The following is a 25423-nucleotide window of genomic DNA, read 5'->3' on the forward strand; positions in this document are numbered from 1 at the left end:
CGCTCGTCCTCCTCTATGAATCGCTGAAACAGACCTTTCTTACTTGCCGCAGCACTTCTTGTATTTCTTGCCACTGCCGCAGGGGCAGGGATCGTTGCGCCCGATCCGCTCCTCGTCCCGCGTCGTCGGCTGCTTGGGCTGGTCGTCGGCGCCGACCCGGTTGAGGATCAGGCGCTGACGGCGCTGCTGTTCTTCCATCCGCTCCACATCCTCCTCGCGGCGCAACTGCACCCGGAAGAGTTTGTTGACCATCTCCTGGCGAATGCGCCCCATCATCTCCATGAAGAGGCGATAGGCCTCCCGCTTGTATTCCTCTTTGGGATTACGCTGGGCGTAGCCGCGCAGGCCGATCCCCTCCTTGAGGTGGTCGATAGAGAGGAGATGATCCTTCCACTGCTGGTCGATGGTCTGCAAAAGCAGCACCTTCATCAGGTGCTCCATGACCGGCGTGGTGAACTCCTCCTCCTTTTCCGCCAGCCGCGTCATGACCTGTTCCTTGAGGGTCTCCTCCAGTTCCTTGCGGGTCAGGCCCTTCTCGATGGCCGGAAGCTGCGGCTCAATCATGAACTGGTCGAACATGTCGAGTGCCAGGCTATCCAAGTTCCACTCGGCTGCGGGGGTCTTTTCCGGGCAGAAGGTGGCGACCACGTCCTCGACCATCTCCAGAACGATCGACTCCACCGTCTCGCGCACGCCCTCACCGCCGAGAACCTCGCGGCGCTGGGTGTAGATGACCTCGCGCTGCTTGTTCATGACGTCGTCGTATTCGATGAGGTGCTTGCGGATTTCGAAGTTGTGCCCTTCGACCTTCTTCTGGGCGTTTTCCACCGCCCGGCTGATCATGCCGTGCTCGATCGGCTCCCCCTCGGGGAGCTTGAGCTTATCCATGACAAAGGCCACCCGGTGCGAACCGAAGATGCGCAGCAGGTCGTCTTCGAGACTCATATAGAAGCGGCTCTTGCCCGGATCCCCCTGACGGCCGCTACGGCCGCGCAGCTGGTTGTCGATGCGCCGCGATTCGTGGCGCTCGGTACCGCAGATATAGAGGCCACCGGCTTCCAGCACCTGCTCTTTTTCGCCGGCGCACAACGCCTGGTATTTTTCCAGCAAGGCGGGAAAGGCCGCCTCGGGCTCCTCTTGTCCCTGGGCTTCGCGCCGGGCGAGCATTTCCGGATTGCCGCCGAGGATAATGTCGGTCCCGCGACCGGCCATGTTGGTGGCGATGGTCACCGCCCCCTTGCGCCCGGCCTGGGCGACGATCTCGGCCTCGCGCTCGTGCTGCTTGGCGTTGAGAACGTTGTGCGGCACGCCGCGCTTACGCAGCATCTCGGAGAGCAGTTCCGACTTTTCGATGGAGATGGTGCCGACCAGCACCGGCTGACCGGTGGCATGGCTCTGCTCGACATCCTCCACCACCGCCTTGAACTTCTCCATTTCGGTCTTGTAGATGACGTCGGCCATGTCCTGACGTTGCATCGGCCGATTGGTCGGGATTACCACCACGTCAAGTTTGTAGATCTGGTGAAATTCCGTCGCCTCGGTGTCGGCGGTACCGGTCATCCCCGAAAGCTTTTCGTACATGCGGAAGTAGTTCTGGAAGGTGATGGTCGCCAGGGTCTGGTTCTCGTTCTCGATCTTGACCCCTTCCTTGGCCTCCACCGCCTGGTGCAGGCCGTCGCTCCAGCGCCGTCCCGGCATGAGCCGACCGGTGAACTCGTCGACGATCATCACCTCGCCGTCTTTCACCACATAATCGACATCGCGTTTGAACAGGGCGTGGGCCTTAAGCGACTGATTGACGTGATGCAGAATCTCGATGTGCTGGGGATCATAGAGGTTATCCACGTTCATCAGCTTCTCGACCCGCAACACCCCCTGCTCGGTGAGGGTGGCCGATTTGGCCTTCTCGTCGATGGTGTAGTCGCCCGTATATTCCTTGACCTTACGCCCGAGCTTCTCGTCGCGATGCTCGATCACCTCCCCCTTTTTCAGCATGGGGATGATGCGGTTCACCGTGTAGTAGAGCTCGCTGGAGACCTCGCTCGGCCCGGAGATGATCAGCGGCGTACGCGCCTCGTCGATGAGGATCGAGTCGACCTCGTCGACGATGGCGAAATGATGTTCCCGCTGCACGTAGTCGTTGAGCGAGAACTTCATATTGTCACGCAGATAGTCGAAGCCGAATTCGTTGTTGGTGCCGTAGGTGATATCGCAGGCGTAGGCGGCTTTGCGCTGGGCGTCGGTCAGACCGTGGACGATGACCCCGACAGAGAGGCCGAGAAAACGATGGATGCCCCCCATCCATTCGGAGTCACGGCGAGCCAGGTAGTCGTTGACGGTGATAACATGCACGCCGCGCCCGGTCAGGGCATTGAGATAGGACGGCAGGGTCGCGACCAGGGTCTTGCCCTCGCCGGTCTTCATCTCGGCGATCTTGCCGGAATGCAGCACCATGCCGCCGAGCAACTGCATGTCGAAGTGGCGCATGCCGAGCACCCGCTTGCCCGCCTCACGCACCACGGCGAAGGCTTCGGGGAGCAGCTGGTCGAGGGTCTCACCAGCGGCCAGCCGTTCACGGAACTCCAGGGTCTTGCCGCGCAACTGCTCGTCGGAGAGCGCGGCGATTCCCTCCTCCAGGGCATTGATCCGCGCGATTACGGCGCCCATGCGCTTGAGTTCGCGGTCGTTCTTGCTGCCGAAGAGTTTTTTGATCAAACCACCCATCATCAGAAAGTCTCCAAATGCGATCCCCGTGAAAGTGAAAACCGGGACCGGAATAAATAGATGCGAAGGTTGTGAGAAAAGACTGGGGATAATAACACAAAAAAAATCCCCCTACCAAGTACAAAGCCGCCATAACGACGAACGCCCCGGGCAACCGGGGCGTTCACAAAACGCAGAAAAAAGAAGCGACTAAATATATTTTTTGGGATTGAGGGGAAGATTGTTGCGGCGGACTTCGTAGTGAACGTGGGAGCCGGTGGAAGCCCCGGTGTTGCCGACGGCGGCGATCTTCTCGCCGCGCTTGACCCGCTGCCCGACCTTGACATGGTTCTGAGAATTATGCGCATAGAAGGTCTGGAAGCCGTAGCCGTGATCAATGACGACCAGCTTGCCATATCCGGCTACCGTCTCCGACCGGCTGACGATGCCGTCCGCCGTGGCATAGACCGGCGTCCCGGTGCGCGCCGCGATGTCGATCCCCTCATGCATGGTGGGTCGCCCCGAGAAGGGGGAACGCCGCATGCCGAAACCCGAGGTCACCATCCCCCGCGTCGGCCAACCGCGCGGCTTGGAGCCGAGCAGGGAGCGCTCGTCGCTGAGTAGCCCATGGACCTCTTCCTGGCTGGCCCGATGCAGGTCGATGGCGCGCATGATCTCGTCGATTCGACGCTGCACCTCGGAAAAATCCTCGGCCGGATCGTCCTCCAGCGGGCCGCCGATGCCGGTCAGGGCGTCGGCCTTGGGCTTGGCCAGTTTGGCCATGACCCGCACCTTGGCGTCATTCTGCGCCAGCACCACAAGCTCCTGGCGCAAGACCTCCAGGTGCTCGGTCAGCCGTTGCATATCCCCTAGGCGCTCCTGGTTTTCCGCCCGCAAGCGGGTCAGTTCACCATGATCGACACGAATGCGGGCATAATCGTAAAGGAGCAGGGCCGCGCCGAGCACAAGCGCCACCACCAAAGCGGAGGCGATCCCCAGCCAACGGCGCCTGAGCGCAAAACGGCGGACCTGGTGGGACCCTTCGGGAATAACGAGTACGGTATATTTTTTCGCGGACAAACCTAGACCTCCCCCGTGACGCCGGAACGACCGGCGTCTGCGACGTGGTTTTGGGCCATGTGGATTAATACCGCGAAAACCCTATGGATGTCAAATTCATAGCACAAAAGGATCAGTCTGCGGCGGGGTCCCGGAACTCGATACTCATAGCGATTTCATCACATTCCGGGAACTTGGGGCACTTGATACAGTCGCTCCAGATTTTGTGGGGGAGTTCGGATTTTTCGATTTCATGAAAACCGAGCTTGCCGAAAAAAACCGGCTTGTAGGTGAGGGCGAAGACCCGCTGAAGGCCCAGGCCTCGGGCTTCGTCGAGGCAGGCGTCGACCAGTTTCCGGCCGACCCCCCGCCCTTCCTGCGCGGCATCGACCGCCAGGGAACGGACCTCGGCGAGATCGGACCAGCAGATATGCAGGCAGACAGTGCCGACCACCTGCTCGTCCACTTCGAAGACATAGAAATCGCGAATGCCCTCGTAGATGTCGGCCAGGGAACGGGAGAGCATCAGCCCCTGCTGGGCGTAGGAGAGCAGCAACTTGTGAATTGCTTTGGCATCGGCCATACGGGCTTTACGGATCATGGCGAATCTCCCATGAAAGCGGCTGGGTCAGGCGCCTCGCGACGCCCCGATCAGTTCGCGGGCGTGGTCGAGGGTGCGTTCGGTAATCTTGGCGCCGCTGAGCATGCGGGCCATTTCGTGGGTCCGTTCCTCGTCGTCGAGGCGGACCAGAACGGTATGGGTGCGGCCGTCCCGCTCCTGCTTCTCAACCCGGTAATGGGCCTCGGCAAAGGCGGCGACCTGGGGCAGATGGGTGATGCACAACACCTGGCGCCCCCGGGCCACGGCGCGTAGTTTCTCGCCGACGGCGGTAGCAGCCTCGCCACCGATCCCGGCGTCAACCTCGTCGAAGATCTGGGTCGGGATGGCGTCCGCCTCGGGCGCGGCGTTTTTCAGCGCCAGCATGATCCGTGACAGCTCCCCCCCCGAGGCGATGCGAGCCAGAGGTTTGGCCTCCTCGCCCGGGTTGGGGGCAAGGAAGAATTCCCCCTTTTCCAGGCCGCGCGCGCCCGGCTCCACCAGGGGCGTCAGACGCATTTCGAAGCGCGCCCGGGCCATGGCCAGCCCGGCCAGCTCTGTCTCGACCTTGCGCCGCAAGAGCTCGGCTCCCTGCCGCCGCCGTTCGGAAAGGGCCGCGCCGGAACGGGTCAGTTGCTCACGCGCCTTGGCCAAGCGGCGTTCCAGTCCGTCACGGGTGCCGTCGATATCCTCCAACTCGGCCAACTCGGCCTCGATCCGTTCGCGCAGGGCGAGCATCTCGCCGATGGTCGGCGCGTACTTGCGCTTGAGCGTGGCAAGCAGCGCCAATCGTTCCTCGACCTCGTTCTGCCGGGTCGGCTCAAACTGAATTTTCTGCTCTTGGGCACGCAACTGCAAGGCCACATCCTCCAGGGCGAAAACGGAAGATCGCAGGGTCTCAGCCAGCGGCCCCAAGGCGGGATCGACGCTGACCAGCTGTTCGAGGCCGGAGGCCAAAGTTTGCAGTCGCTCGCAGACCGCGCCGTCTTCGCCGTAGAGGGTTTCGTAACCGCCGGCGGTGGCTGCCAGCAGCTTTTCACCGTGCAGCAGCAGCAACCGTTCCGCCTCCAGCTCCTCGTCCTCGCCGAGGCGCAGGTTGGCCTCGGCCAGTTCGCGGTTCTGGTAGCCGAGCAGATCCAGGCGCTGCCGACGCTCCCGCTGCGCCTCGTCGAGGCGGCGCAGATGTTCCTCCAGGCTGCGGACCTCGCTGTAAATCCCCCGGTATTCTTCCAGCAAGGCTGCGGCGTCAGCCAGCGCATCGAGCATTTCCAGGTGCAGATCGGGACGCTGCAAACCCTGCTGAGCATGCTGGCCATGAATGACCATCAGCCCGGCGGTCAATTCCTGCAACTGCCCGAGGGTCGCCAGGGCCCCGTTGATGAAGACCTTGTTCTTACCAGAACGGGAAACGGTACGCCGCACCAGTAATTCGTCGCCGTTCTCGAAACCGGCCTCGGCCAGTTGCCGGCGGAATTCCGGCGCGGCGGCCAGATCGAAAATCGCCTCCACCGTCGCCTCTTCCTCGCCGGTGCGGATCAGTTCGGGACGGGCGCGCTCGCCCAGGAGCAGACCGACGGCGTCGATGACGATGGACTTGCCCGCCCCGGTCTCGCCGGTGAGCACGTTGAAGCCGGGTCCGAAAGCCACCTGCAGGCCCTCGATGATGGCGAAGTTGCGGATGATCAGGTCGGTCAGCATGGCCGGATACTCAGCGCGCCCCCCAGTGCAGTTTGGTGCGCAGCACCTCGAAGAAATCCTTGGACGGGCTCTTGATCAGCAGGGTGCTGCTGCGGGATTTGCGGATCTCGACGACATCGCCGCCGTGCAGGGGCATCCCCACCTGGCCGTCGGCGGTGAAGACCACGTCTTCATCCTGAAATTTGACCTCGACGCGAATGGTCGACTCGTCGGAAACGATGATTGGTCGGTTGGTGAGCATGTGCGGACAGATGGGGGAGATGACCAGGCAGTGCAGCCCGGGATAGATGATGGGACCGCCGGCCGCCAAGTTGTAGGCGGTGGAACCGGTGGGGGTGGAGATAATCAGGCCGTCGGCCTTGAAGGTGGTCAGGTAATCGCCGTCGACCGTGACCTCCATGTCGATGATGCGGGCGATGGCCCCTTTGTTGATGACTACGTCGTTGAGCACCCGGTAGCGCCCGACTTCCTGACCGTCCCGCCGGACCACGGCTTCAAGCATCAGCCGGTTGGTCACCTCGAATTCCCCTTCGATGACCTTTTCCAGCACCGGATAGAGCTCGGCGAGGGGGATCTCGGTGAGAAAACCAAGACTGCCGAGGTTGACGCCGAGGATCGGAGTGCGCAGATCGCCGACCTTGCGGGCGACGGAAATCAGCGTACCGTCGCCGCCCAGGACAACAATGAGATGAACCATGGCCGGGATCGACCCGGCGGGATAGCCCTGGTAATCCCCCATGTCGGCAGCCAGGCGCTCGTCGAGAAAGACCTCGACCCCTCTGCCCTGCAACCAGGCGGTCACTTCCCGAGCCACCACGATGGCGGCGGGATTGCTGCGTTTGGCGTAGAGTCCGACCCGCTTCATAGGCACCCCCTTGTCAAGAGAACCGGAAGATAGCACAGGGGCGGGTCAAAGTCCATGCTCGCGGGCGCCCCCGGCACGGGGAAATGGCGCAAGGAATTTCGTCTTCGCCGACGCCTGTGCTAAAGTTGTCGCGGCAAACGAACCTTTTTTACGGATAGGAAGCCATGGACCTTTTCGAACACGGCGCCCAACGGGGCATCGACGCCCCCCTGGCCGAACGCCTGCGCCCCCGCTCCCTGGATGAGATGGTCGGCCAACCGCACCTGCTCGGCGAAGGCAAGGTGTTGCGCCGACTGATCGAAGCCGACCAGGTCGCTTCGGTGATCTTCTGGGGGCCGCCCGGCACCGGCAAGACCACCCTCGCCCAGGTCATCGCCAACTCGACCCAAAGCCGCTTCGTCTTCTTCTCGGCGGTCTTGCAAGGGGTCAAGGAGGTGCGCGAAATCGTCGCCCAGGCGCGGGAGGAGAAGGCCTATCACGGCCGCAAGACGCTCCTCTTCGTCGACGAGATTCACCGCTTCAACAAGGCCCAGCAGGACGCCTTTCTCCCCTACGTCGAGCGCGGCGACATCATCCTCATCGGCGCCACCACCGAAAACCCCTCTTTCGAGGTCAACTCGGCGCTCCTCTCCCGCTCCCGGGTCTTCGTCCTCCATCCCCTGGAACCGGCCGACATCCGCCTTCTCCTGCAACGGGCCCTCGACGACCCGCGCGGCCTCGGCGGTCGCAACCTGGAACTGGCCGAGGACGCCGCCGACTTTCTCGCCGAGCAGGCGGACGGCGACGCCCGCGTCGGCCTCAATACACTGGAGGTCGCCGCCGCCGGCGTCACCGGAACGATCAGCCTGGAAGCGGTGCAGGAGGCGTTGCAGAAGAAAGCCCTGCTCTACGACAAGGGGGCCGAGGAGCACTACAACGTCATCTCCGCCTTCATCAAGAGCCTGCGTGGTTCCGACCCCGATGGCGCCCTCTACTGGCTGGCGCGGATGCTGGAGGCGGGGGAAGATCCGCTCTTCATCGTCCGGCGCATGGTCATCTTCGCCTCCGAGGACGTCGGCAACGCCGATCCCCGCGCCCTGCAGATCGCCCTCGCCGTCCAGCAGGCGGTACACTTCGTCGGCCTGCCCGAAGCCCGCATCAACCTCGCCCAAGGGGTCACCTACCTGGCCACCGCGCCCAAGAGCAACGCCAGCTATCTCGGCATCGACCAGGCCCTGGCCGAGGTCCGCAAGAGCGGAGCCCTTCCCGTCCCCCTGCATATCCGCAACGCCCCGACCAAACTGATGAAGGAACTCGGCTATCACCAGGGCTACCAGTACGCCCACGACTTCGCAGGCGGCGTCGCCGACCAGCAGCATCTCCCCGACCGGCTGCGCGGCAAAGTCTTCTACCGCCCCACCGACCGCGGCTACGAAAAAACCATCGGCGAGCGGATGGCCTACTACCGGGAACTGCGCAAGGGGACGAAACGCCAGGGGAAAGAGGTCGCACGGGAGGTCGAAGGGGAAGAACGGGAGCCCAAGGAGGAAACCCCGCCCCCGGCGGGAGAGGGGCAAAAGTGAGAATCGCCCCAAGGGGCAACACCAACTCAGCTTTCGGCTGGGCTATTGTCTCCTTGACTCCCCGTAGCGAATCTCCTACCCTCAGCTGCCATGAGCATAGAAAAAAACTTCGACATCCCCTTCATCGCCGCCCTCGCCTTGAGGGAGAAACAGATTCAGCAGAACTATCGCCCGATCATTGCCGTGCATAAGTGGTTCGCCCGCCGCCCCGGCACCTTGTTCCGGGGCCTGATTCTTTCCGAATTCAGTTCCTCCCCTCTGCGTGAAGCATTCTACTCCGCCAACAATTTAAGCGGCATCGCCATCGCCGATCCCTTCATGGGCGGCGGCACACCACTCATCGAAGCCAACCGCCTCGGCTGCGATGTGCTCGGCTACGACATCAACCCGATGGCCTGGTGGATCGTCAACCGGGAAATCGAACATCTCGATCTGGCGCGATACCGTCAATCGGCCACCGGACTGATGACGGCGCTCGAAAACGAAGCCGGTTCGTTTTACCGCACCCGCTGTCTGAAATGCGGCTCCGGCGAAGCCCACGTAAAATATTTTCTCTGGGTCAAGGAGCAAACCTGTCACCAGTGCGGGAACGAGTTCGATCTTTTTCCCGGCTACCTGCTGGCCGAGGACAAACGCCACCCGGAAAACATCTTCATTTGCCCGGCCTGCGGCGATCTGAACGGCGTTCGCGACCGTAAAAATCCAGGCCGGTGCGATTCCTGCGACCGCCCGTTGACCCTGGGAGGACCGGCCAGGCGAAATAAATGCGCCTGTCCGCGCTGCGGCGCGATTAATACCTATCCCACCCCAACCGCCGGGCCGCCCCGACACCGGATGTTCGCCATCGAATACCATTGCCGTCACTGCAAACCGACCCACCAGGGGCGTTTTTTCAAAAAGCCCGAGGACAGTGATCTGGCGGCCTATGCCGGGGCATCGGCACGGTTGCGGCAAACCACGGCCCGTTTCGTTCCGGACGATGACATTCCGCCAGGGGACGAGACCACGCGACTACTCCGCTGGGGCTATCGTCGTTATTCGGAAATGTTCAACAACCGGCAGTTGCTCGGCCTGGAATTGAGCGGCCGGCTCATCGCCGCCGAACAGGATGACCGGGTCAAAAACGCCCTCGTCACCAACCTCTCGGATCTCCTCCGCTACCAGAACATGCTTTGCCGTTATGACACCATGGCCCTGAAATCCCTCGATATTTTTTCGGTGCATGGATTTCCGGTCGGGCTCGTCCAATGCGAATCGAACCTGCTCGGCATCGCCAATGGCGGAGGAGTGAGCGTGGGGAGCGGCGGCTGGTCGAACATCTTGGAGAAGTACCTGAAAGCAAAAACCTATTGCGATTTCCCCTTCGAGACCCGCATCGAAGGAAGCCGAAAGGTTCAGGTGCCGATTGCCGGCGAGTGGATCGGCGACCGGAATAACGGTAAACCGGGCGAAAAACAGCGCGCGGTCCGCCTCCATTGCGGCAGCGCCACCCTCGCTGAACTGCCCCCGGCGAGTCTGGATGGGGTTTTTACCGACCCCCCCTATTTCGGCAACGTCCAATACGCCGAATTGATGGACTTCTGCTACGCCTGGGTGCGACGACTCGTCGGGGAAGGCATCCCGGAACTCGCCTCTCATACAACCCGCAACCGAGACGAGCTGACCGGAAATGTCACCATGGAACGGGGGCTTGACCACTTCGCCGAAGGACTTTCCCAAGTCTTCCGCAACATGACAAAAGCGCTGAAACCCGGACGGCCGCTGGCGTTCACTTATCACCATAACCGTCTGGAAGCATACTTGCCCATCGCCATGGCGATCCTCGACGCCGGTCTCGCCTGCACCGTCGCCCTCCCCTGCCCGGCAGAAATGGGTGCGTCCATTCACATCAGCGGTACCGGCTCGTCCGTCGTCGACACGGTTTTCGTCTGCCGGTCGACAGGTGCCATTTCCCGCCGAACCTTGGCAAGAACCACGGAGGATTTGGCCGGGCTCATTGCCGAGGATCTCGAAAAACTCCGCGAGGGGAATCTGAAACCAACACCTGGCGATATCCGTTGTCTCAGCCACGGGCATCTGATTCGCATCGCCATCTGGAACTTGAGACCGAACTGGGACGGAAACCTTCCCGCCCGCGAAAAACTGGGCCGGTTAACCCGACATTTGGCATCGCTGCCGCAAGTGGCCGAGATCGAAGCCGTCATCGCTACCGGGAGCCCCGAGCCGCTTCGTCTTGCCGTCAACGAAGCATCGGCAACCTACGGAACGAAATCCGAATATTTGCACTTTTAATGCAAGGAGGGACCATGTCCGGCAATCGCCCCTTTGAGTTGTCGCGAGAAGAACTGGAACAACGGATCGAAGCGATGGTAACCGTCACCATGGCCGATCTGTCCTCGGAATTCCTGCTTATGCCAACCGGCGGCGACTTCGTCAAATATCGCGAATTTCAGATGGCTTACGAGGTCTTGAAGCGAACCACCGAGTGCTTCGGGAACCTTTCCCTGGCTACCGTTCAGTCCGCGTTGCAGGAAAACAGCTTGGCCCTGGGAGCACTGCGCTCCATTTTGGGGATGACCGCTCCGGAATGGGCGGAACTGGCCCGGATGGAACTACGCAGCGACATCACCCAGGGTGCGGCGCGAAACATCGATAAGGATTGTCGAACAGCCGACTATTACAGCAAGTTATGCGAACGCAAATTAGCCAAAAAAACGCTGGAGCGGATCGATGCCCTCGTCGAGGTCGCCATCCAATACCTCAAAAAAGGCGCACCCACCGAACAGGAAGGTTTCATCCATCGCCTCGCCAAATTCGATACGGCGCATGGCGCGGACTCCCTCACCCACGCCGCCAGAGAAAACGCCCCCTATGCCGTGCTTCTCTATGAACGCTACCTTGGCCGCCCGTTCGCCGCTCATCGCGATGCCGTTTCCGAACTGGTCGGAGAAGTCATGGAAAACGCCATCGAACGACATCTGCGCGATGCCGGAGTTTCCTACCGTAAAACCGGCCGGGCCGAAAGAATTCCCGGATTCGGCCAAGCCCCCGACTTCTGCATACCGGATGAAATCAATCCGGCGGTAATCATCGAGGCCAAGGTAACGAGCGACGACGGTACGGCCAGGGATAAGGTAACGCGGATCAAGGAACTGGAAACCCAGAGGAACAGGCATGTGACGGAAGGGAAGCCTTGGTATGAGGTCATTGCCTGTATCGATGGGCGCGGTTTCAGGCAGCGCCGTTCGGATATGCGCGATCTCATCCTGCGCTTAGATGGCAAAGTGTTCACTGCGGCGACCATCGATCAACTCATAGACCACAGCGCCATCAAAAAGTTCTCCGGCAAACGACCGTAAATCAATTTAGGTCTGTGGAATTGAGAATCCGTGAGCCAAACATTTATATGCAACCCCGCCCAACAAAGAGCATCCATGAATAAAGAAGAAGCGCAACGGCGCGTTGATCGGATGCTGGCGTTTCGGGAGGAGTTGGCACAGCTTGAATCGGAAGGGCTGCTGTCGCTGACGGAAGAGGAACGCCGCCGACTCGACACCTACCACCGGGGATTGCAGAGCGAACTGTCGCGGCTTTTCGATATCGACGTGACCGGGACGGAAAAACAGCTTTCCTGGGGGATGCGCATTGTCTCCCTGCTGGGCGCGCTGGCTATCTCGGCAGCGATTTTCTTTTTTTTCTACCGCTTCTGGGGACTGCTCGCGACCTCGGCGCAAGTGGCCATCCTGATCGCCGCGCCGCTGCTCGCCACGATCGCCGCCGACTTCGCCGCCCGCCGGGAACGCTCCGGCTATTTCACCGGCATCCTCGCCCTGGTCGCCCTGACCTGTTTTATCCTCGACCTCTCCGTGATCGGCCGGATCTTCAACATCATCCCGAGCCAGAATGCCTTTCTCGCTTGGAGCGCTTTCGCCCTGCTGCTCGCCTACGGCTACGGCCTGCGGTTGATGCTGGTCGCCGGCATGGTTTGCCTGCTAGCCTTTCTCGCCGCCACCGTCGGCACCTGGAGCGGCTGCTACTGGCTCTCCTTCGGCGAGCGGCCGGAAAACTTCATCGTCGCCGGCGCCTTGCTGACCCTGGTTCCCTTGATCCCCCATCGCCGTCATCCCCGGTTCGCCAACAGCTACCGGATTTTCGGCCTGTTGACCATTTTCATCGCCATCCTCATCCTCGCCAACTGGGGCCACGGCAGTTATCTCCCCTGGACCACCAAAGCCATCGAATATGGATACCAGACCGCCGGATTTGTCCTTGCCGCCGGGGTGATCGCCCTGGGCATCCGCCGCCGCTGGGCCGGAGTGACCAATCTCGGCGCGACCTTTTTCGTGCTTTACCTGTACACCAAGTTCTTCGACTGGTGGTGGGACTGGCTGCCCAAATACCAGTTCTTTCTGCTGCTCGGCCTGGTCGCCATCGGTCTGCTGCTGGTACTGCAACGCTTGCGCGGCGCACGCCGGGAGGTACACCCATGAAACGCCTGCATCTTTGGCCGGCCCTGGCCCTGGTCCTCGCGGTCAACGCCTTCGCCTTGACCGGCGTGGTGCGCAATCGCGCCGGTGAACCCGAGGCGGCGATGACCCTCAGCGAACGGGAACTCTGGCTGCTCGGCGGCTCCGGGCACGAGGAGAACAGCGGGGTTGCGTTGCGGTTGCAATGGGACCGACACGCCTCCACCCAAGACTGGTTCAACGCTGAGAAGATGGCTGAACTCGGAATAAAGAAACCGGAAAAACCCGAAGGTTCCGAGACGATCCGCTGGCCCCAGGCGAAAAAAATCTTTGTCGTGTTCGAATATGAGGGCGAGTCTTGGCGGAGGTTCAAGGAGGAAAAAGAACGGAAAATAGCGGAACTGAATGAAGCCCTGGCGCGCGGGGAAGAACGTGAACCGTCCCGAATGTCAATCGACGGGGAGATTCGATCCCTGAAAAAAGATCTCTCTTTTGAATCCCGGCTGATTCCCGTCGACGCCGGCCTAGATCCCGGTTCATTGCGGGACCGCTACCCGGACAACCGTCGGTATCTGATCGTTTCGGCCCTGGCGCGGGCGGCCACCAGCTACGTCGACGGAGGGGAGGCCGTCAAGGTCCGTACCGGGGAAATCGATGCCCTGCTCGTTTCCGAGCTGCACGTTCCCCTGAAACTGACCGCGCCCTTGCATGGCCTCGCCCCATCGGGAAGCCTCCTCAATTATCGCCACGATCAGCCGGACGCGCCGCCCGAGCCGCGCTACGCGGTCGATGTTCGCTGGGGGCGGCGGTTCGAGCCCTGGGTGACGGCGGTGCGGCGGATCGACAAGGAAGCGGAATAGTCCGCCCCCCTATTCCATCACCAACCGGAACCCGACCTGGTTGCTCTCCCGGTCGGGGGAGCGTTTGCCGCGATTGCCGCAGCGGACGCTGCCGGGGGAATCGGCCCAGCTGCCGCCGCGGCGGACCTTGGTTTCGCCTTCGGTGTGCAGCGGGTTGCTGCGGGCATGACTCTTGTACGCGTCGGGACTGTAGCCGTCCACCGTCCATTCCCAGACGTTGCCGAGCATGTCGTAAAGCCCGAAGGGGTTGGGGAAATAGTTGCCGACCGGGGCGGTGGCGACGAACTCGTCGTCGCAGTCATGTTTCTGCCAGGGGCAGGGATCGCTCTTTTGCGCCACCCGGTCGTAGACATTGGCGAATTTGCAGGACTGATCCGACTCGTCCCCCCAGAAGCGCTCCCAACTGGTGCCGGCGCGGCAGGCGAATTCCCATTCGGCTTCGGTGGGCAATCGAAACTTGCGTTCCCCCCCCTGTTGCTGCGTCAGCCAGTCGGCGTAGTCCCGTGCCTGCTGCCAGCTGACGTTGACCACCGGCAGGGCGGCGCCGTTCATGGACAGACCTTTATAGCTGCCGCTGTCGTGATCCGTTTTGAAGTTCTTGAACTGGGCGTTGGTGACCTCGAAACGCCCCATCCAGAAACCGTCCACGCAGACCTTGTGCGGCGGCGCCTCGTCGGCGTAGTTCTTCCGATACAGCGCCTCCCCCTCCTCGCGGATGACCCGCGCCTTTTCTTGCTCGGACTGGCCCATGGTAAAACAGCCGCCTTCGATCCAAACGAATTCATGGCCACGGGTCTCGTCCTTCCAGACCTGCCCCATTTGAGCCTGCTTCGGCACCTCGCCGGTAACGACATCCCCCGTCGCCACCGGCGAGGCGGCGACGGGCTCGGGCGCCGACGGGGGCTTCACCGATTCCTCCTCGATCACCAGCGCCCGGGCCAGTTCGTCCATGCGTCCGGGGATCTGATCGGGATTTTCCACCTTGATGTCGGAAGTGCGCAGAATCGTGCCGGTGGTGGTATCGATGAGTCGGGCGGTAACGGACAGGGTCTTGCCCCAGCGCAGCACGCCGCCGCTGACCACGCCGGAGACGCCGTAAATCTTGCCGATCTCGGCGGCGGCTTGGTCGTCGAGCAGGCCGCTGGCGGCAAGCTGCTGCTCTTCCAGCACCTTTTTCAGCAGCACCCGTTCCTTGAGATCGAAGGCGCGGGTACGCCCCAAGGCGCTGATCATCCATTCGGCAATGATCGCCCCGGCATCGGGAATGCCGAGCTCGCCCATGACGTCGAACTCGACCACCGCCACCGGCATCTTGGCATCGCAATCTCCCGCGGTCGTCACCGGCGGCTGTACCAACAAGCCGAGCAGCAAGATTCCCAGATAGACAAATCGTTTCAGCATGGTTTCATCCCGTCGGAAAGGTGTAAGTCCCCCTTTGAAAAAGAGGGGTTTGGGGAATTTTCCGCCTCAGTCAAAATAATTATTGGTCGCCCGGGCAAAGGCCTCGAAAATCCGCGGCACTTCGAGGCCACGTCGCTCTAGGGCCGATTTGCGCAGGGCGATGACATACTGGTTGGAGAGCCGCACCGGCAACTCAAAGGCGGCCTGCCCGGTTTCGAGAAGGGTCAGCGCCAGTTCCGAGGCGACCTCCCCCTGCTCGAAGGGGGAAACGCCGATGGCGAGCATCGCCCCGTCCTCGGCGTTGAAGACGTTCATGCCGACCACCGGCATGGCGGCGTGGGTTTCCGTCCAAGTCATGACCTCCGTAGCCGGAACCATTTTTCCATAATCGTCGGCGCTGCTCAACTGGCGATAGCCGCCGACCAGCAGGTAGTCGACCTGTCCGGTCAGCTCCGCCACCGCCGCCTGCCATTCGGCGAAGCTGTCGACGTGCCGCGCGCCGCGATAGTCGAGCCCTTCCCAAGCACAGCCGGCAAGATATTCGGCATCGGAAACCGCCGAGGAGGAGGTGTCGCAGAGCAACATGACCCGCGCCGTCCGGTTCCGGTCGCGGTCGAGAAAGCGTAGGCATTCGGCGATGGCCTCGGCGGGTTTGCGCTCGAGGATGCCGGTCACGTTTTGCGCGCTGGGATAGCCGTACTCCTCGACGCCGCCGTTGACCCCGGCGAAGACGATGCGCAGACGGGGATGATCGACGTAGTGGCGGGCGACCAGTTCCTGGGCGGGATCATCCACGGCGATGAGCACGTCGGGGGCCGCCGCGTCGATGGCGCGCCGCGCCGCCAGCCCGGCACGGCGCAGATAGTCCTTGTCCTTGGTCCCCTTGGTCTTCATGTAGTAGGGGTTGATCCGCACCCAGCTCTGGGCTTTGAGAACCCGGGCGAATCCGGCGTCGACCTCGCGGGTCCAGGCATAATCCTTGTCGTAGCTGTGCAGCACGAAAATGGTGGGGCGCTGCCAGCCGACGTAGAAAACCACCCCGAAACAGGCGAAAAAAAAGGCCGCCATAGCCAGACGGATGGACAGGCGCAGGCTCATAGAATCCCCAGATAGTGCCAGAAGGGAAAGGAGGCATAGATGGCAAGCAGCTTGGCCGGCCACAGCAGGGCATGGAAGAGGATCAGGCGCGGGCTGTCCATGGGCATGGTTGCCTCGGTCATGGAAGCGAATTGCAGATAATAGGAGGATTGGAAGGGCCAGATGAAACTTTCACCCAGCAGCAGGATGACAAAACCGACCAGCCAGGGGTTGACGCCGACCGCCACCGCCGAAGGCATGAGGAAGGTGGCGAAGACCACCACCGTGGCATTGATCGGCAAGGCCAGGCGTACCAGGAAGATAGCAAGGGCCAGCAGCAGGATAAAGATGCTGAAGTCCTCGCGCATGTAGGCGGTCAGCCAGCTGAACTGGCTGGTAAACCAGGCATCGGCGTCGACGTAGCGGATCGCCTCGACCAGACTGATGAGGGCGCCGAGATAGACGAGAAAGCTCCAGTCGATACTCTTGCGAAATTCGCGGACATCGAGAAAGCCGAACATCAAGAGCACGTACATGATGGCGAAGGTGATCCAGGGCACCTCCACGCCATGCAGGGAGACGGTCAGCACCGCCGCCAGCATCAACAGCAGACCAAGGAACGACGCCCATTCGCTGCTCTTCATCTTGCCGAGGATACGCAGCTGGTCGGCGATCAGTTCGCGGGACATGGTCGGGCGGCTGGGATTGCGGAAAATCAGCCAGGCCAAGAGCAGATAAAGCAGGGTCAGCACGATCCCGCAGACAGAGGCGGCGAAGAACCAGTAGACCCACTGGAACTGGGCCTGATCCTGCAAGGGGAGGAAGCCGAAGATAACGAAATTGATCGACTTGGCGCTCATGAAGACTGAAGACAGCAGGCTGATGCCGGACAGGACACTGACCGCCAGCCGCTGCTTCTCGTTGGCGCAGGAATCCTTGCCCAGAGTCCCCGCCAGGTCGTTAAAGAAGGGGGCGACGATCGCCACCCGGCCATTGGCGGTCGGGACGATGGGGGTGAGGATGACCCCGGCGATAAAGAGGCTGAGGTTGTACCAGATTTTGTTGGGCGGACCGAGGCGCAGCAGCCAGAGGAGTACCCGGTAGCTGAAGCCGGAGGTGGTAGTGACGACGCTCAGGGCGAAGATGCTCAGAGCCATGAAGAAGGTGTCGGAGGAGAAACCGGACAGGGCCACTTCCGGCGGCGTCAGATTGAGCAGGACGATGCCGAGGACGGCGAAGAGGGCGGGGACGAAATCGGGGAGCAGGCGGAAGACCCACATGACCACCGCCGAGGAGACGACCGCGAGCAGGTAGGCGGTCTGAACGCCGGCGATATCCGGGGCATTCCGCAGCAGAAAGAAGACGGCGAAGGGGACTGCCGTGGCAAGGAGCCAGCCACTCAGAACCCGCGCCCCGCCCTTGTCTTTAACGGCTGCGGCGACGGCCCCGACCCGCTCCCGCGAACGCCCTTCCTGGCCGCGCTCAGACAGGGATTCGAGCAACGCCGTCAGCACCGACTTGGTTTCTTCGGCGAGCTTGCGCAGCGAGGGACCGGGGATGGCCAACACCCGCGCCGGACCGAGGGCGGTGGCGGTCGCCTGATAGTCGGCCAGACCGATCCCCGCCTCCTCGCCGAGAAAGCCGCCGGCAATGCGCGCCTTGCGCCCGCACCCGAGATCGAGCTCGAATTCCCCTTCCAGAATCAGAAAAGTCGCCTCGGCCGTGGCGCCGAAGGACTGCAAGGATTCGGCGGGGGCAAGAAGTCGCTCGGTCACGTGCGGCAAGAGGCGGGCCAGCCCCTGCCGCGAACAGTCGCGAAAGAGGGGGATGGATAAGAGGGTTTCCGCCGCATCCAGGGAACTCATGCATCCTCCCGAAAGCCCGGTTCGAGTCTTGCGTCGAGCAGATCACACTTTCACGCCCCCCCCCCCTTTTCTTCAAGAAAAAAAGAGGCGCCACCGCCATAACGCGAAGATTCCGTCAAAACCCCGGGGACAAAGATCCGCGAATCCAAAAAACTGACACCCCCTAAGAGGCGTTATCTGGGATAAAAGCCGCTTCAACGAGGAATTTCGGCCCCGCAAGAACGATTCGGGAAGGTCGGAATTACGAACAGTTACGCAGAGCAAATCCCGTGCCGTTCAAGGGCTTGGTCAATCTGTCGTGCGCGAGGAGAAGGGGGGGCCGGGGGGAAAAAGCCGCCTCGGGTAAATGACCCGCAGGCGGCTGTGGAGCAGCAAAAGGCGTGGTTTGGACGGGACCGGGAAACGCGAACGCCCCCCAGCGGAAAGATTTCAACCCATCCCCGACTTCCACATATAGGACTTGCATTGGGCGTCGAGGACCTGGTCGGGGGTAAAGCCGAGGGCTTCGAGTTGCGGCCAGGCACCTTTGAAATCCATCTGCTCCATGGCTTCGACGCAGAGGAGCATCTTCCCCAAGATTCCGTTACGCTGGAGCAGGGCCTCGGCGACTTCGTCGGAAAGGTTCAAATCCTTGACCACGGTCTCCATGGAAACGGCATAGATCCACTCCAGCAGGGAGAGAATCCCGGCCATGAAGGCCTGATCGGCGATCTCGGGAATTTTTCGGGTCTGGGGATGAATCCGGGCCAACTGCTCCATCATCCCGCCGCGCACCGCTGCCATGTCGACCATGGGGTTCTCCAACCCGCGCTCATCGGCAGAAGCGAAGAGCGCCAGTTGAACCCAACGCTTGAGCTGACGCCGACCGATCAGGTTCATGGCGTGGCGCACGCTGGTGATCTTCTTGCGCGTCCCCATGCCGACCGAGTTGACCAGCAAGAGCAGGGAATAGGTCATGCCGGGGCAATGCTTGAGGCAGTCTTCCAGTTCTTCGATTTCGGCGTCTTCCATGAGCAGATTGAGCATTTTCAGCAGAGCGGTCGCCGAGCCGTCAATCCGCTGTTTTTCCATGATCGAGGGTTTGGCGAAATAGTAGCCCTGGAACAGATCGAAGCCCATGTCGAAACATTGCTTGAACTCGTCGCGGGTTTCGACCTTTTCGGCGAGGAGCTTAAAGGGATAGGCGCGCAGCTGGCGCACCATCGGCGCCAGTTGCGCGACGGGGGTGAGAAAGAGATCGACCTTGACCAGATCGATGAGGGGATAGAGCGGAGTGAAGCGGGGCTCGAATTGATGATCGTCGAGAATCAGGTAAAACCCTTTTTCCTTGAGATAGCGGCAACGTTCCACCAGTTCGGGGGTGACGTGCAGGTCTTCCAGCAGTTCGATGCCGACCGCATCGCGGGGCAGGAGCTCAAGGGATTCGCTCATCAGCAGATCCTGCTCGACATTGATGAACCCGCGCTGGCCGCCAAGAATTTCCTGAACCCCGAAACCGCTCAGGGTATTGAGAATCACCCGTGCCGTCGCCCGGGAATGGTCGTCGATGCGGGCGGTCAAGGCGCCCGGCGAACGAAAGAGCAGCTCGTAGGCACAGACCTGCTCACGGCGATCGAGAATCGGCTGGCGCCCGATCAGGCATTTGTCGAAATCTTCCAAAGCACCCTCCCCTCCACCGGCGGCGGAGATTTAACAAATAAATGATAAACTTTACTAACAATAGCACCGATCATCGACTCAAGGCAACGACCAGAACTCCGGAAAGAGATCCTAAAAATGCAGAAGCGGGACCGCCCAGCTTCGGACGGCCCCGCCAACCAGTTGGAATTTTAATCTTTTATCAGGCTTTACCGGCGCTGCCGAGGACGACCTGGTTCTTGTGCTTGATCAGGGTGATCAGTTCCTTGCGGGCGGCGCCGAGGTACTTGCGGGGGTCGAACTCGCCGGGGTTCTTGGCGAGGAATTCGCGGACCTTGGCGGTGACGGCCAGGCGGCCGTCCGAGTCGATGTTGATCTTGCACACGGCGCTGGCGGCGGCCTTGCGCAGCTGCCCCTCGGGAACGCCGACGGCGCCGTCCATCTTGCCGCCGTACTGGTTGATCAGCTGGACATATTCCTGGACCACGCTCGACGCCCCGTGCAGAACGATGGGGAAACCGGGGATGCGCCGCTCGACTTCTTCAAGGATGTCAAAGCGCAAGGGGGGCACTTCCTCCCCGTCCTTGAGCTTGAACTTGTAGGCGCCGTGGCTGGTGCCGATGGAGATAGCGAGGGAATCGACGCCGGTCTTCTTGACGAAATCCTCCACTTCCTCGGGTTTGGTGTAGGTCGAATGATCGGCCTGAACTTCGTCCTCGATGCCGGCCAGCACCCCCAACTCCCCCTCGACGCTGACGTCGTACTTGTGGGCGTATTCAACCACCTGCCGGGTCAGGGCAACGTTCTCCTCGTAGGCGAGGTGGGAGCCGTCGATCATGACCGAGGAAAAACCCGAATCGACGCAGGATTTGCACAGCTCGAAGGAGTCGCCGTGGTCGAGATGCAGGCAAATGGGGATGTTCGAGCCGAGCTCGCGGGCCATCTGCACCGCGCCCAGGGCCATGTAGCGCAGCATCGTCTGGTTGGCGTAATCGCGGGCGCCTTTGCTGACCTGGACGATAACCGGCGAGGAGGTTTCCGCGCAGGCCAGGACGATCGCCTGTAACTGCTCAAGGTTGTTGAAGTTATAGGCCGGGATGGCGTAACCGCCTTTGACCGCTTTCTGAAACAGCTCCCGGGTGTTGACCAGGCCAAGCTCGCTGAAATGCACCGTATTGCCCATGACTATCGACCTCCTCGCGCCGTCGCGACCAGTAAGAATTTGAAGGGAACACGCCGGTGGCCGTCCGTATCGGGACGGCCACCGCAAAAGGCCAAACAGTGTTATTAATACCAGCCGACCCTGGACAAGTCCAGCCGAAATTGCCTTGACAAAGGCCCCGCTGTCGGATTAATCCCTAGAGACAAAGAAATCGTCCACCAAATTATGATGCTTTCGCAAAAAGCATCTCGTTGGATGGCTAAGCAAAAAGCGCCAAATGCAAGGCGCGCAATTGGCGAGCAATGAGGCGTACTTTCGTACGTCGAAGCCGCGAGCCGGTTGCAGCAACGCAGCAGTTGGTGAGTTTTTGCGACGCCAGCAAATTATGCATCGCCGTTTTTCCGGAGCCCGCCCGGACTCCGGCCCCATATTTCCCCAGAAGGGAGTTCCCATGCCGATGGAAAAACAGGAAGCCTATTTCAAGGATTGGAAAAGCCGCGAAGAGATCGCCGAAGCGATGGTCCCCCTGGTCGGCCGCCTCTACCGTAACCATGGAGTGATCACGACCGTTTACGGCCGCTCGCTGGTGCACGGGTCGACCATCGACATCCTCAAGGCGCACCGTTTCGCCCGGCAGATTCTCGATACCGAGCTTTGGGTACGGGACACCGCGCCCCTTCTCGAGGCGATGACCCGGCTCGATCTTGCCCCGGCACGCATCGACATCGGCAAGTTGACCGTTCGTTACCAGGCCCAGGCAGCGGGGACGGCTGTCGACGATTTCGTGCGCCGGGAACTGGCCACGGTCAACACCGGCAAAAAAGCCCTGCTCAGCGAGCCGCGGGACGTGGTCCTTTACGGATTCGGTCGCATCGGTCGCCTCTTGGCACGCATTCTCATCGAACAGACCGGTGGCGGCGACAAGCTGCGCCTGCGCGCCGCCGTGGTGCGCAAGGGCGGTCCCGACGATCTCATCAAGCGCGCCAGCCTGCTGCGCCGCGATTCGGTGCATGGCTACTTCCACGGCACCATCCGCATCGACGAGGCAGAAAACGCCATCATCGCCAACGGCAACATGATCCGCATCATCTACGCCGACACCCCGGAGAGCATCGACTATACCCAGTACGGCATCCACAATGCCCTGCTGGTGGACAACACCGGCAAGTGGCGGGACCGCGCCGGCCTGAGCCGCCATCTGCAAGCCCCGGGCGTCGACAAGGTCATTCTCACCGCTCCCGGCAAGGGGGATCTGCCCAATGTCGTCTACGGCATCAACAACGAGCTGCTCACCGCCGAGGAGCGGATCTACACGGCGGCCAGCTGCACCACCAACGCCATCGTCCCGGCCCTCAAGGCGGTGCACGATCAGTACGGCATCGTCCACGGCCATGTGGAAACCTGCCATTCCTACACCAACGACCAGAACCTGATCGACAACTACCACGAGAGTTCCCGGCGGGGGCGTAGCGCCCCGCTCAACATGGTCATCACCGAAACGGGCGCCGCCAAAGCGGTGGCCAAGGCGCTCCCCGAACTGGCCGGGAAACTGACCGGCAACGCCATCCGCGTACCGACTCCGAACGTGTCGCTGGCGATCCTCAACCTGACTCTGGAAAAAGCGACCACCGTCGCCGAACTGAATAAATATCTGCGGGATGTCTCCCTCGATTCCCCCTTGCAGAATCAAATCGACTACACCAACTCACCGGAAGTCGTCTCCAGCGACTTCGTCGGCAGCCGTTATGCCGGGGTGGTCGATTCACTGGCGACCATCGTCGACGGCAATCGCGTCGTCCTTTACGTCTGGTACGACAACGAATTCGGTTACAGCTGCCAGGTGGTGCGCCTGCTCGACAAGGTCGCCGGCCTGGAACTCCCGACGCTCCCCAACTGAGACACCTTGTACCCAAAAAGAACGGCCGGTCCCTTGCGGGATCGGCCGTTTTTTCGTTACGTCTATGGCGACGAGGCTAGTCGCGCTTCATCAGGCGCATTTTCTTGCGCAGACGACGCTGGGCCTCCTTTTCCTTGCGCTTGCGCTTGACGCTGGGCTTTTCGTAAAACTTGCGCTGCTTCATTTCACGAAAGAGTCCCTCTTGCTGCAACTTGCGCTTGAGCACTCGGATGGCCTTTTCGACGTTGTTGTCGACGACCTGGATTTCCACTGACAATCACCTCGCTTTCTGAACCGTATCGTCCGATCCTCTCGAATCGAGACAAGGCGAAAATTTAACCTAATTTTTTCTTGAAAGCAACAAAATAATCCCGCTCCGTCTCAACCCTCAAAACCCCACAGGGTGATGGGAATGCCGCCGTTGCGCAGCCGGGCCAGCCGTTTCAGCGGCAGTTCGGTGGCCGCCGCCAGAGCATCATCCGGGCAGAGAAAAGCGAGACGCCAGCCAGGGAATCGTTCACGACCAACTCGACCGAGGGTGCGATAGAGCGGGCGCAAATCCTCTTCGGCCCCGACCCGCTTGCCATAGGGGGGATTACAGAGGAGCAACCCGGAATCAGCGGGTGCCACGGCATCGGCCAGCTCTTCCTGACGCAGTTCGAGCAGCTCCGCGACCCCGGCGCGGGCGGCGTTGCGCCGTGCCGCCTCAAGACTGGCCGCATCCCGCTCGCCGCCGCGCAAAATCGGGGTCGCCGGCAGCTCGGCCCGTCGCGCTTCGCCGGTCAAGACCTCCCAGAGCCCCGGCCGGAAGCCGGGCCAATCCATGAAGGCGAAGCGCCTTTCCAGGCCCGGTGCCCGCCGCCGGGCGAGCCAGACACCTTCAACCAGAAAGGTTCCCGAGCCACACAGGGGATCAACCAGCGGCGTCGTGCCGTTCCAGCCCAGCAGCAGCAGAATACCGGCGGCGAGGTTCTCCCGCAAGGGGGCCTGGGCGGTCTCGCCGCGATAGCCCCGGCGATGCAGCAACTCCCCGGACGAATCGATGGAGAGCTGGCAGATGTCCTCCTCGAAGCGGGCCAAAACCAGCTGTTCCACGCCGCCCCGCGGCCCCGCTTCCCGACCGAGGGCGCGATCGGCGGCTTCGCCGAGGGCGGCGGCAATGCGCTCGCTGTGATTGAGCCGCGAATGGTGGCAGGTGACCCGCGTCTGCAGGCCGGCATCCGGACGGAGAAAACGCCCCCAGGGGAGACGCGAGGCCTTGCGATAGAGGTCGGGAAAATCCCGCGCCTTGAAGCTGGCCAGGCGCACCAACACCCGACTGGCGACACGGGAATGGAGATTGGCCAGATAGATTTCCCGCAGGCCGCCGGCAAACTCCACCCCTCCCGCCACCGCTCGGGCGTCGCTGAGGCCGAGGGCGAGCAATTCGGCGGCGCAGGCTTCTTCCAGCCCCGGCGGGGTGACCGCAAAAAGTTCTTCTTTGGTATTTTTCAAAAGGATCTCCTTAAACAGCCGTTTTCAGCCATCCCCCGGATTGTGGGTTAAGAAACGCGGGAGAATCTGCTACCATGATCCGACGGTTCAAGACCAAGGCCGTCAGATCCTATCCCAACCGAAGAGGAAATCGCCACCATGAATTTCAATTCCAATTCCATCGATATCGATTGGAGCTACCTGCTCGACCGCGTGGAACACCTGATGGACCTCGGCGAGGAATTTCTGACCCGCAAGCTGGCGGAATACCAGTTCGACCCGGCCCTGCTCGAAAGCATCATCGCCTGGCGCTGGCAGCAGGAGAACCAGAGCGGCTACCTGCATCCCATCGTCCACCCCGATCTCCCCGACCATGCCGATCTGCTCGGCATCGACCCGGTCTTGATCCGCCTGCGCCAGAACACCCGCCAGTTCGTCCACCGCCTGCCGGCCAACAACGTGCTCCTCTGGGGCGCCCGGGGCACCGGCAAATCGTCGGCGGTCAAGGGGTTGCTCGGCGAATTCGCCGGCGCCGGCCTGCGCCTGGTCGAGGTGCGCAAGGAAGACCTCTTTCAACTGTCGGCCATCACCGAACTGCTGCGCCCCCACCCTTACCGCTTCATTCTCTTCTGTGACGATCTTTCCTTCGACGAATCGGAAGTCGACTACCGCGAACTCAAAGCTTTGCTCGAAGGGGGGATCGAGGCGCGGCCGGAGAATCTGCTGATTTACGCCACCAGCAACCGCCGCCATCTGATGCCGGAACGCCTGAGCGACAATACCGGCGGCGAGGAAATCCATCCCGAAGAGGCGATCGCCGAGAAGATCTCCCTTTCCGACCGCTTCGGCATCACCCTCGGGTTCTATCCGACCACCCAGGAGAACTACTTGGAGATCGTCCGCCATCTGGCCCACGGACGGAAGTTGCCCATCGGTGAAGCCGAACTTGCCGCCGAGGCCCTGGAATGGGCCATGCTGCGCGGCGCCCGCTCGGGGCGGGTGGCCCGCCAGTTCATCGACGATCTGACCGGACGCCTGCTGCTGCCGGAAAAACCTAAAAAACCCCGAAGAAAACTGAAATCCCGGTAAATTAATGTTT

The 25423-nt window shown here is 61.6% G+C and carries 19 protein-coding genes; 7 read left to right on the top strand and 12 right to left on the bottom strand.

Annotation, left to right across the window (positions count from 1 at the left end; translation table 11 throughout):
• Nucleotides 1–39 precede the first annotated feature (39 nt).
• The 5 genes from secA to BQ4888_RS16620 form a co-directional block, all read right to left on the bottom strand.
• Complete coding sequence (gene secA, locus BQ4888_RS16600; protein ID WP_092058725.1) at nt 40–2727, bottom strand: preprotein translocase subunit SecA; 2688 nt, start codon at nt 2725–2727, stop codon at nt 40–42.
• Between the two features lie 186 nt (nt 2728–2913).
• Nucleotides 2914–3783, bottom strand: coding sequence for a M23 family metallopeptidase (locus BQ4888_RS16605; RefSeq protein WP_092058728.1), 870 nt, complete (start codon nt 3781–3783; stop codon nt 2914–2916).
• Between the two features lie 112 nt (nt 3784–3895).
• Nucleotides 3896–4363 carry an N-acetyltransferase gene (locus BQ4888_RS16610; protein ID WP_092058730.1) on the bottom strand — a complete coding sequence of 156 codons (468 nt, stop codon included), beginning with the start codon at nt 4361–4363 and terminating at the stop codon, nt 3896–3898.
• Between the two features lie 27 nt (nt 4364–4390).
• Nucleotides 4391–6058: a DNA repair protein RecN gene (gene recN / locus BQ4888_RS16615; RefSeq protein WP_092058732.1), complete on the bottom strand. Its 1668-nt coding sequence runs from the start codon at nt 6056–6058 to the stop codon at nt 4391–4393.
• A gap of 10 nt (nt 6059–6068) precedes the next feature.
• Nucleotides 6069–6923 carry an NAD(+)/NADH kinase gene (locus tag BQ4888_RS16620; protein WP_092058734.1) on the bottom strand — a complete coding sequence of 285 codons (855 nt, stop codon included), beginning with the start codon at nt 6921–6923 and terminating at the stop codon, nt 6069–6071.
• Between the two features lie 164 nt (nt 6924–7087).
• On the opposite strand from BQ4888_RS16620, the gene BQ4888_RS16625 reads away from it, so the two are divergent.
• The 5 genes from BQ4888_RS16625 (at nt 7088) to BQ4888_RS16645 (ending at nt 13811) form a co-directional block, all read left to right on the top strand.
• Nucleotides 7088–8485: a replication-associated recombination protein A gene (locus tag BQ4888_RS16625; protein WP_092058736.1), complete on the top strand. Its 1398-nt coding sequence runs from the start codon at nt 7088–7090 to the stop codon at nt 8483–8485.
• Between the two features lie 90 nt (nt 8486–8575).
• Complete coding sequence (locus BQ4888_RS16630; protein ID WP_092058738.1) at nt 8576–10777, top strand: DUF1156 domain-containing protein; 2202 nt, start codon at nt 8576–8578, stop codon at nt 10775–10777.
• Nucleotides 10778–10791: 14 nt separating this feature from the next.
• Nucleotides 10792–11844, top strand: a complete 1053-nt coding sequence (locus BQ4888_RS16635; protein WP_092058740.1) for a hypothetical protein — start codon at nt 10792–10794, stop codon at nt 11842–11844.
• A gap of 75 nt (nt 11845–11919) precedes the next feature.
• Complete coding sequence (locus BQ4888_RS16640; RefSeq protein ID WP_092058742.1) at nt 11920–12975, top strand: DUF2157 domain-containing protein; 1056 nt, start codon at nt 11920–11922, stop codon at nt 12973–12975.
• Nucleotides 12972–13811, top strand: coding sequence for a DUF4824 family protein (locus BQ4888_RS16645; RefSeq protein WP_092058744.1), 840 nt, complete (start codon nt 12972–12974; stop codon nt 13809–13811). The genes BQ4888_RS16640 and BQ4888_RS16645 overlap by 4 nt, the downstream gene beginning before the upstream one ends.
• A 9-nt stretch (nt 13812–13820) precedes the next feature.
• Here BQ4888_RS16645 and BQ4888_RS16650 read toward each other — a convergent pair whose 3' ends face one another.
• The 5 genes from BQ4888_RS16650 to BQ4888_RS16670 form a co-directional block, all read right to left on the bottom strand.
• Nucleotides 13821–15212, bottom strand: a complete 1392-nt coding sequence (locus tag BQ4888_RS16650; protein WP_092058746.1) for a formylglycine-generating enzyme family protein — start codon at nt 15210–15212, stop codon at nt 13821–13823.
• A gap of 66 nt (nt 15213–15278) precedes the next feature.
• Complete coding sequence (locus BQ4888_RS16655; protein ID WP_092058748.1) at nt 15279–16310, bottom strand: ABC transporter substrate-binding protein; 1032 nt, start codon at nt 16308–16310, stop codon at nt 15279–15281.
• Nucleotides 16307–18154, bottom strand: a complete 1848-nt coding sequence (locus tag BQ4888_RS16660) for an SLC13 family permease (protein WP_092058750.1) — start codon at nt 18152–18154, stop codon at nt 16307–16309. Before BQ4888_RS16660 ends, BQ4888_RS16655 begins: the two co-directional genes overlap by 4 nt.
• A gap of 429 nt (nt 18155–18583) precedes the next feature.
• Complete coding sequence (locus BQ4888_RS16665; protein WP_092058752.1) at nt 18584–19813, bottom strand: EAL and HDOD domain-containing protein; 1230 nt, start codon at nt 19811–19813, stop codon at nt 18584–18586.
• Nucleotides 19814–19994: 181 nt separating this feature from the next.
• Entirely contained in the window at nt 19995–20975 is a 981-nt protein-coding gene (locus tag BQ4888_RS16670) for a class II fructose-bisphosphate aldolase (protein WP_092058754.1), read from the bottom strand.
• 430 nt (nt 20976–21405) lie between these two features.
• Between BQ4888_RS16670 and BQ4888_RS16675 the strand changes: the two genes are divergently transcribed.
• The gene (locus BQ4888_RS16675) at nt 21406–22851 is read left to right on the top strand and encodes a glyceraldehyde-3-phosphate dehydrogenase (protein WP_092058756.1); all 1446 of its coding nucleotides are present in this window, start codon (nt 21406–21408) and stop codon (nt 22849–22851) included.
• 76 nt (nt 22852–22927) lie between these two features.
• On the opposite strand, the gene rpsU is transcribed toward BQ4888_RS16675, so the two are convergent.
• Entirely contained in the window at nt 22928–23122 is a 195-nt protein-coding gene (gene rpsU, locus BQ4888_RS16680; RefSeq protein WP_092058758.1) for a 30S ribosomal protein S21, read from the bottom strand.
• A gap of 110 nt (nt 23123–23232) precedes the next feature.
• Entirely contained in the window at nt 23233–24345 is a 1113-nt protein-coding gene (locus BQ4888_RS16685) for a THUMP domain-containing class I SAM-dependent RNA methyltransferase (protein WP_205748038.1), read from the bottom strand.
• A gap of 138 nt (nt 24346–24483) precedes the next feature.
• Between BQ4888_RS16685 and BQ4888_RS16690 the strand changes: the two genes are divergently transcribed.
• Nucleotides 24484–25413: an ATP-binding protein gene (locus BQ4888_RS16690; RefSeq protein WP_092058762.1), complete on the top strand. Its 930-nt coding sequence runs from the start codon at nt 24484–24486 to the stop codon at nt 25411–25413.
• Nucleotides 25414–25423 lie beyond the last annotated feature (10 nt).

This window comes from Desulfuromonas acetexigens, assembly GCF_900111775.1.
In the GTDB taxonomy this organism is placed as follows: Bacteria; Desulfobacterota; Desulfuromonadia; order Desulfuromonadales; family Trichloromonadaceae; genus Trichloromonas; species Trichloromonas acetexigens.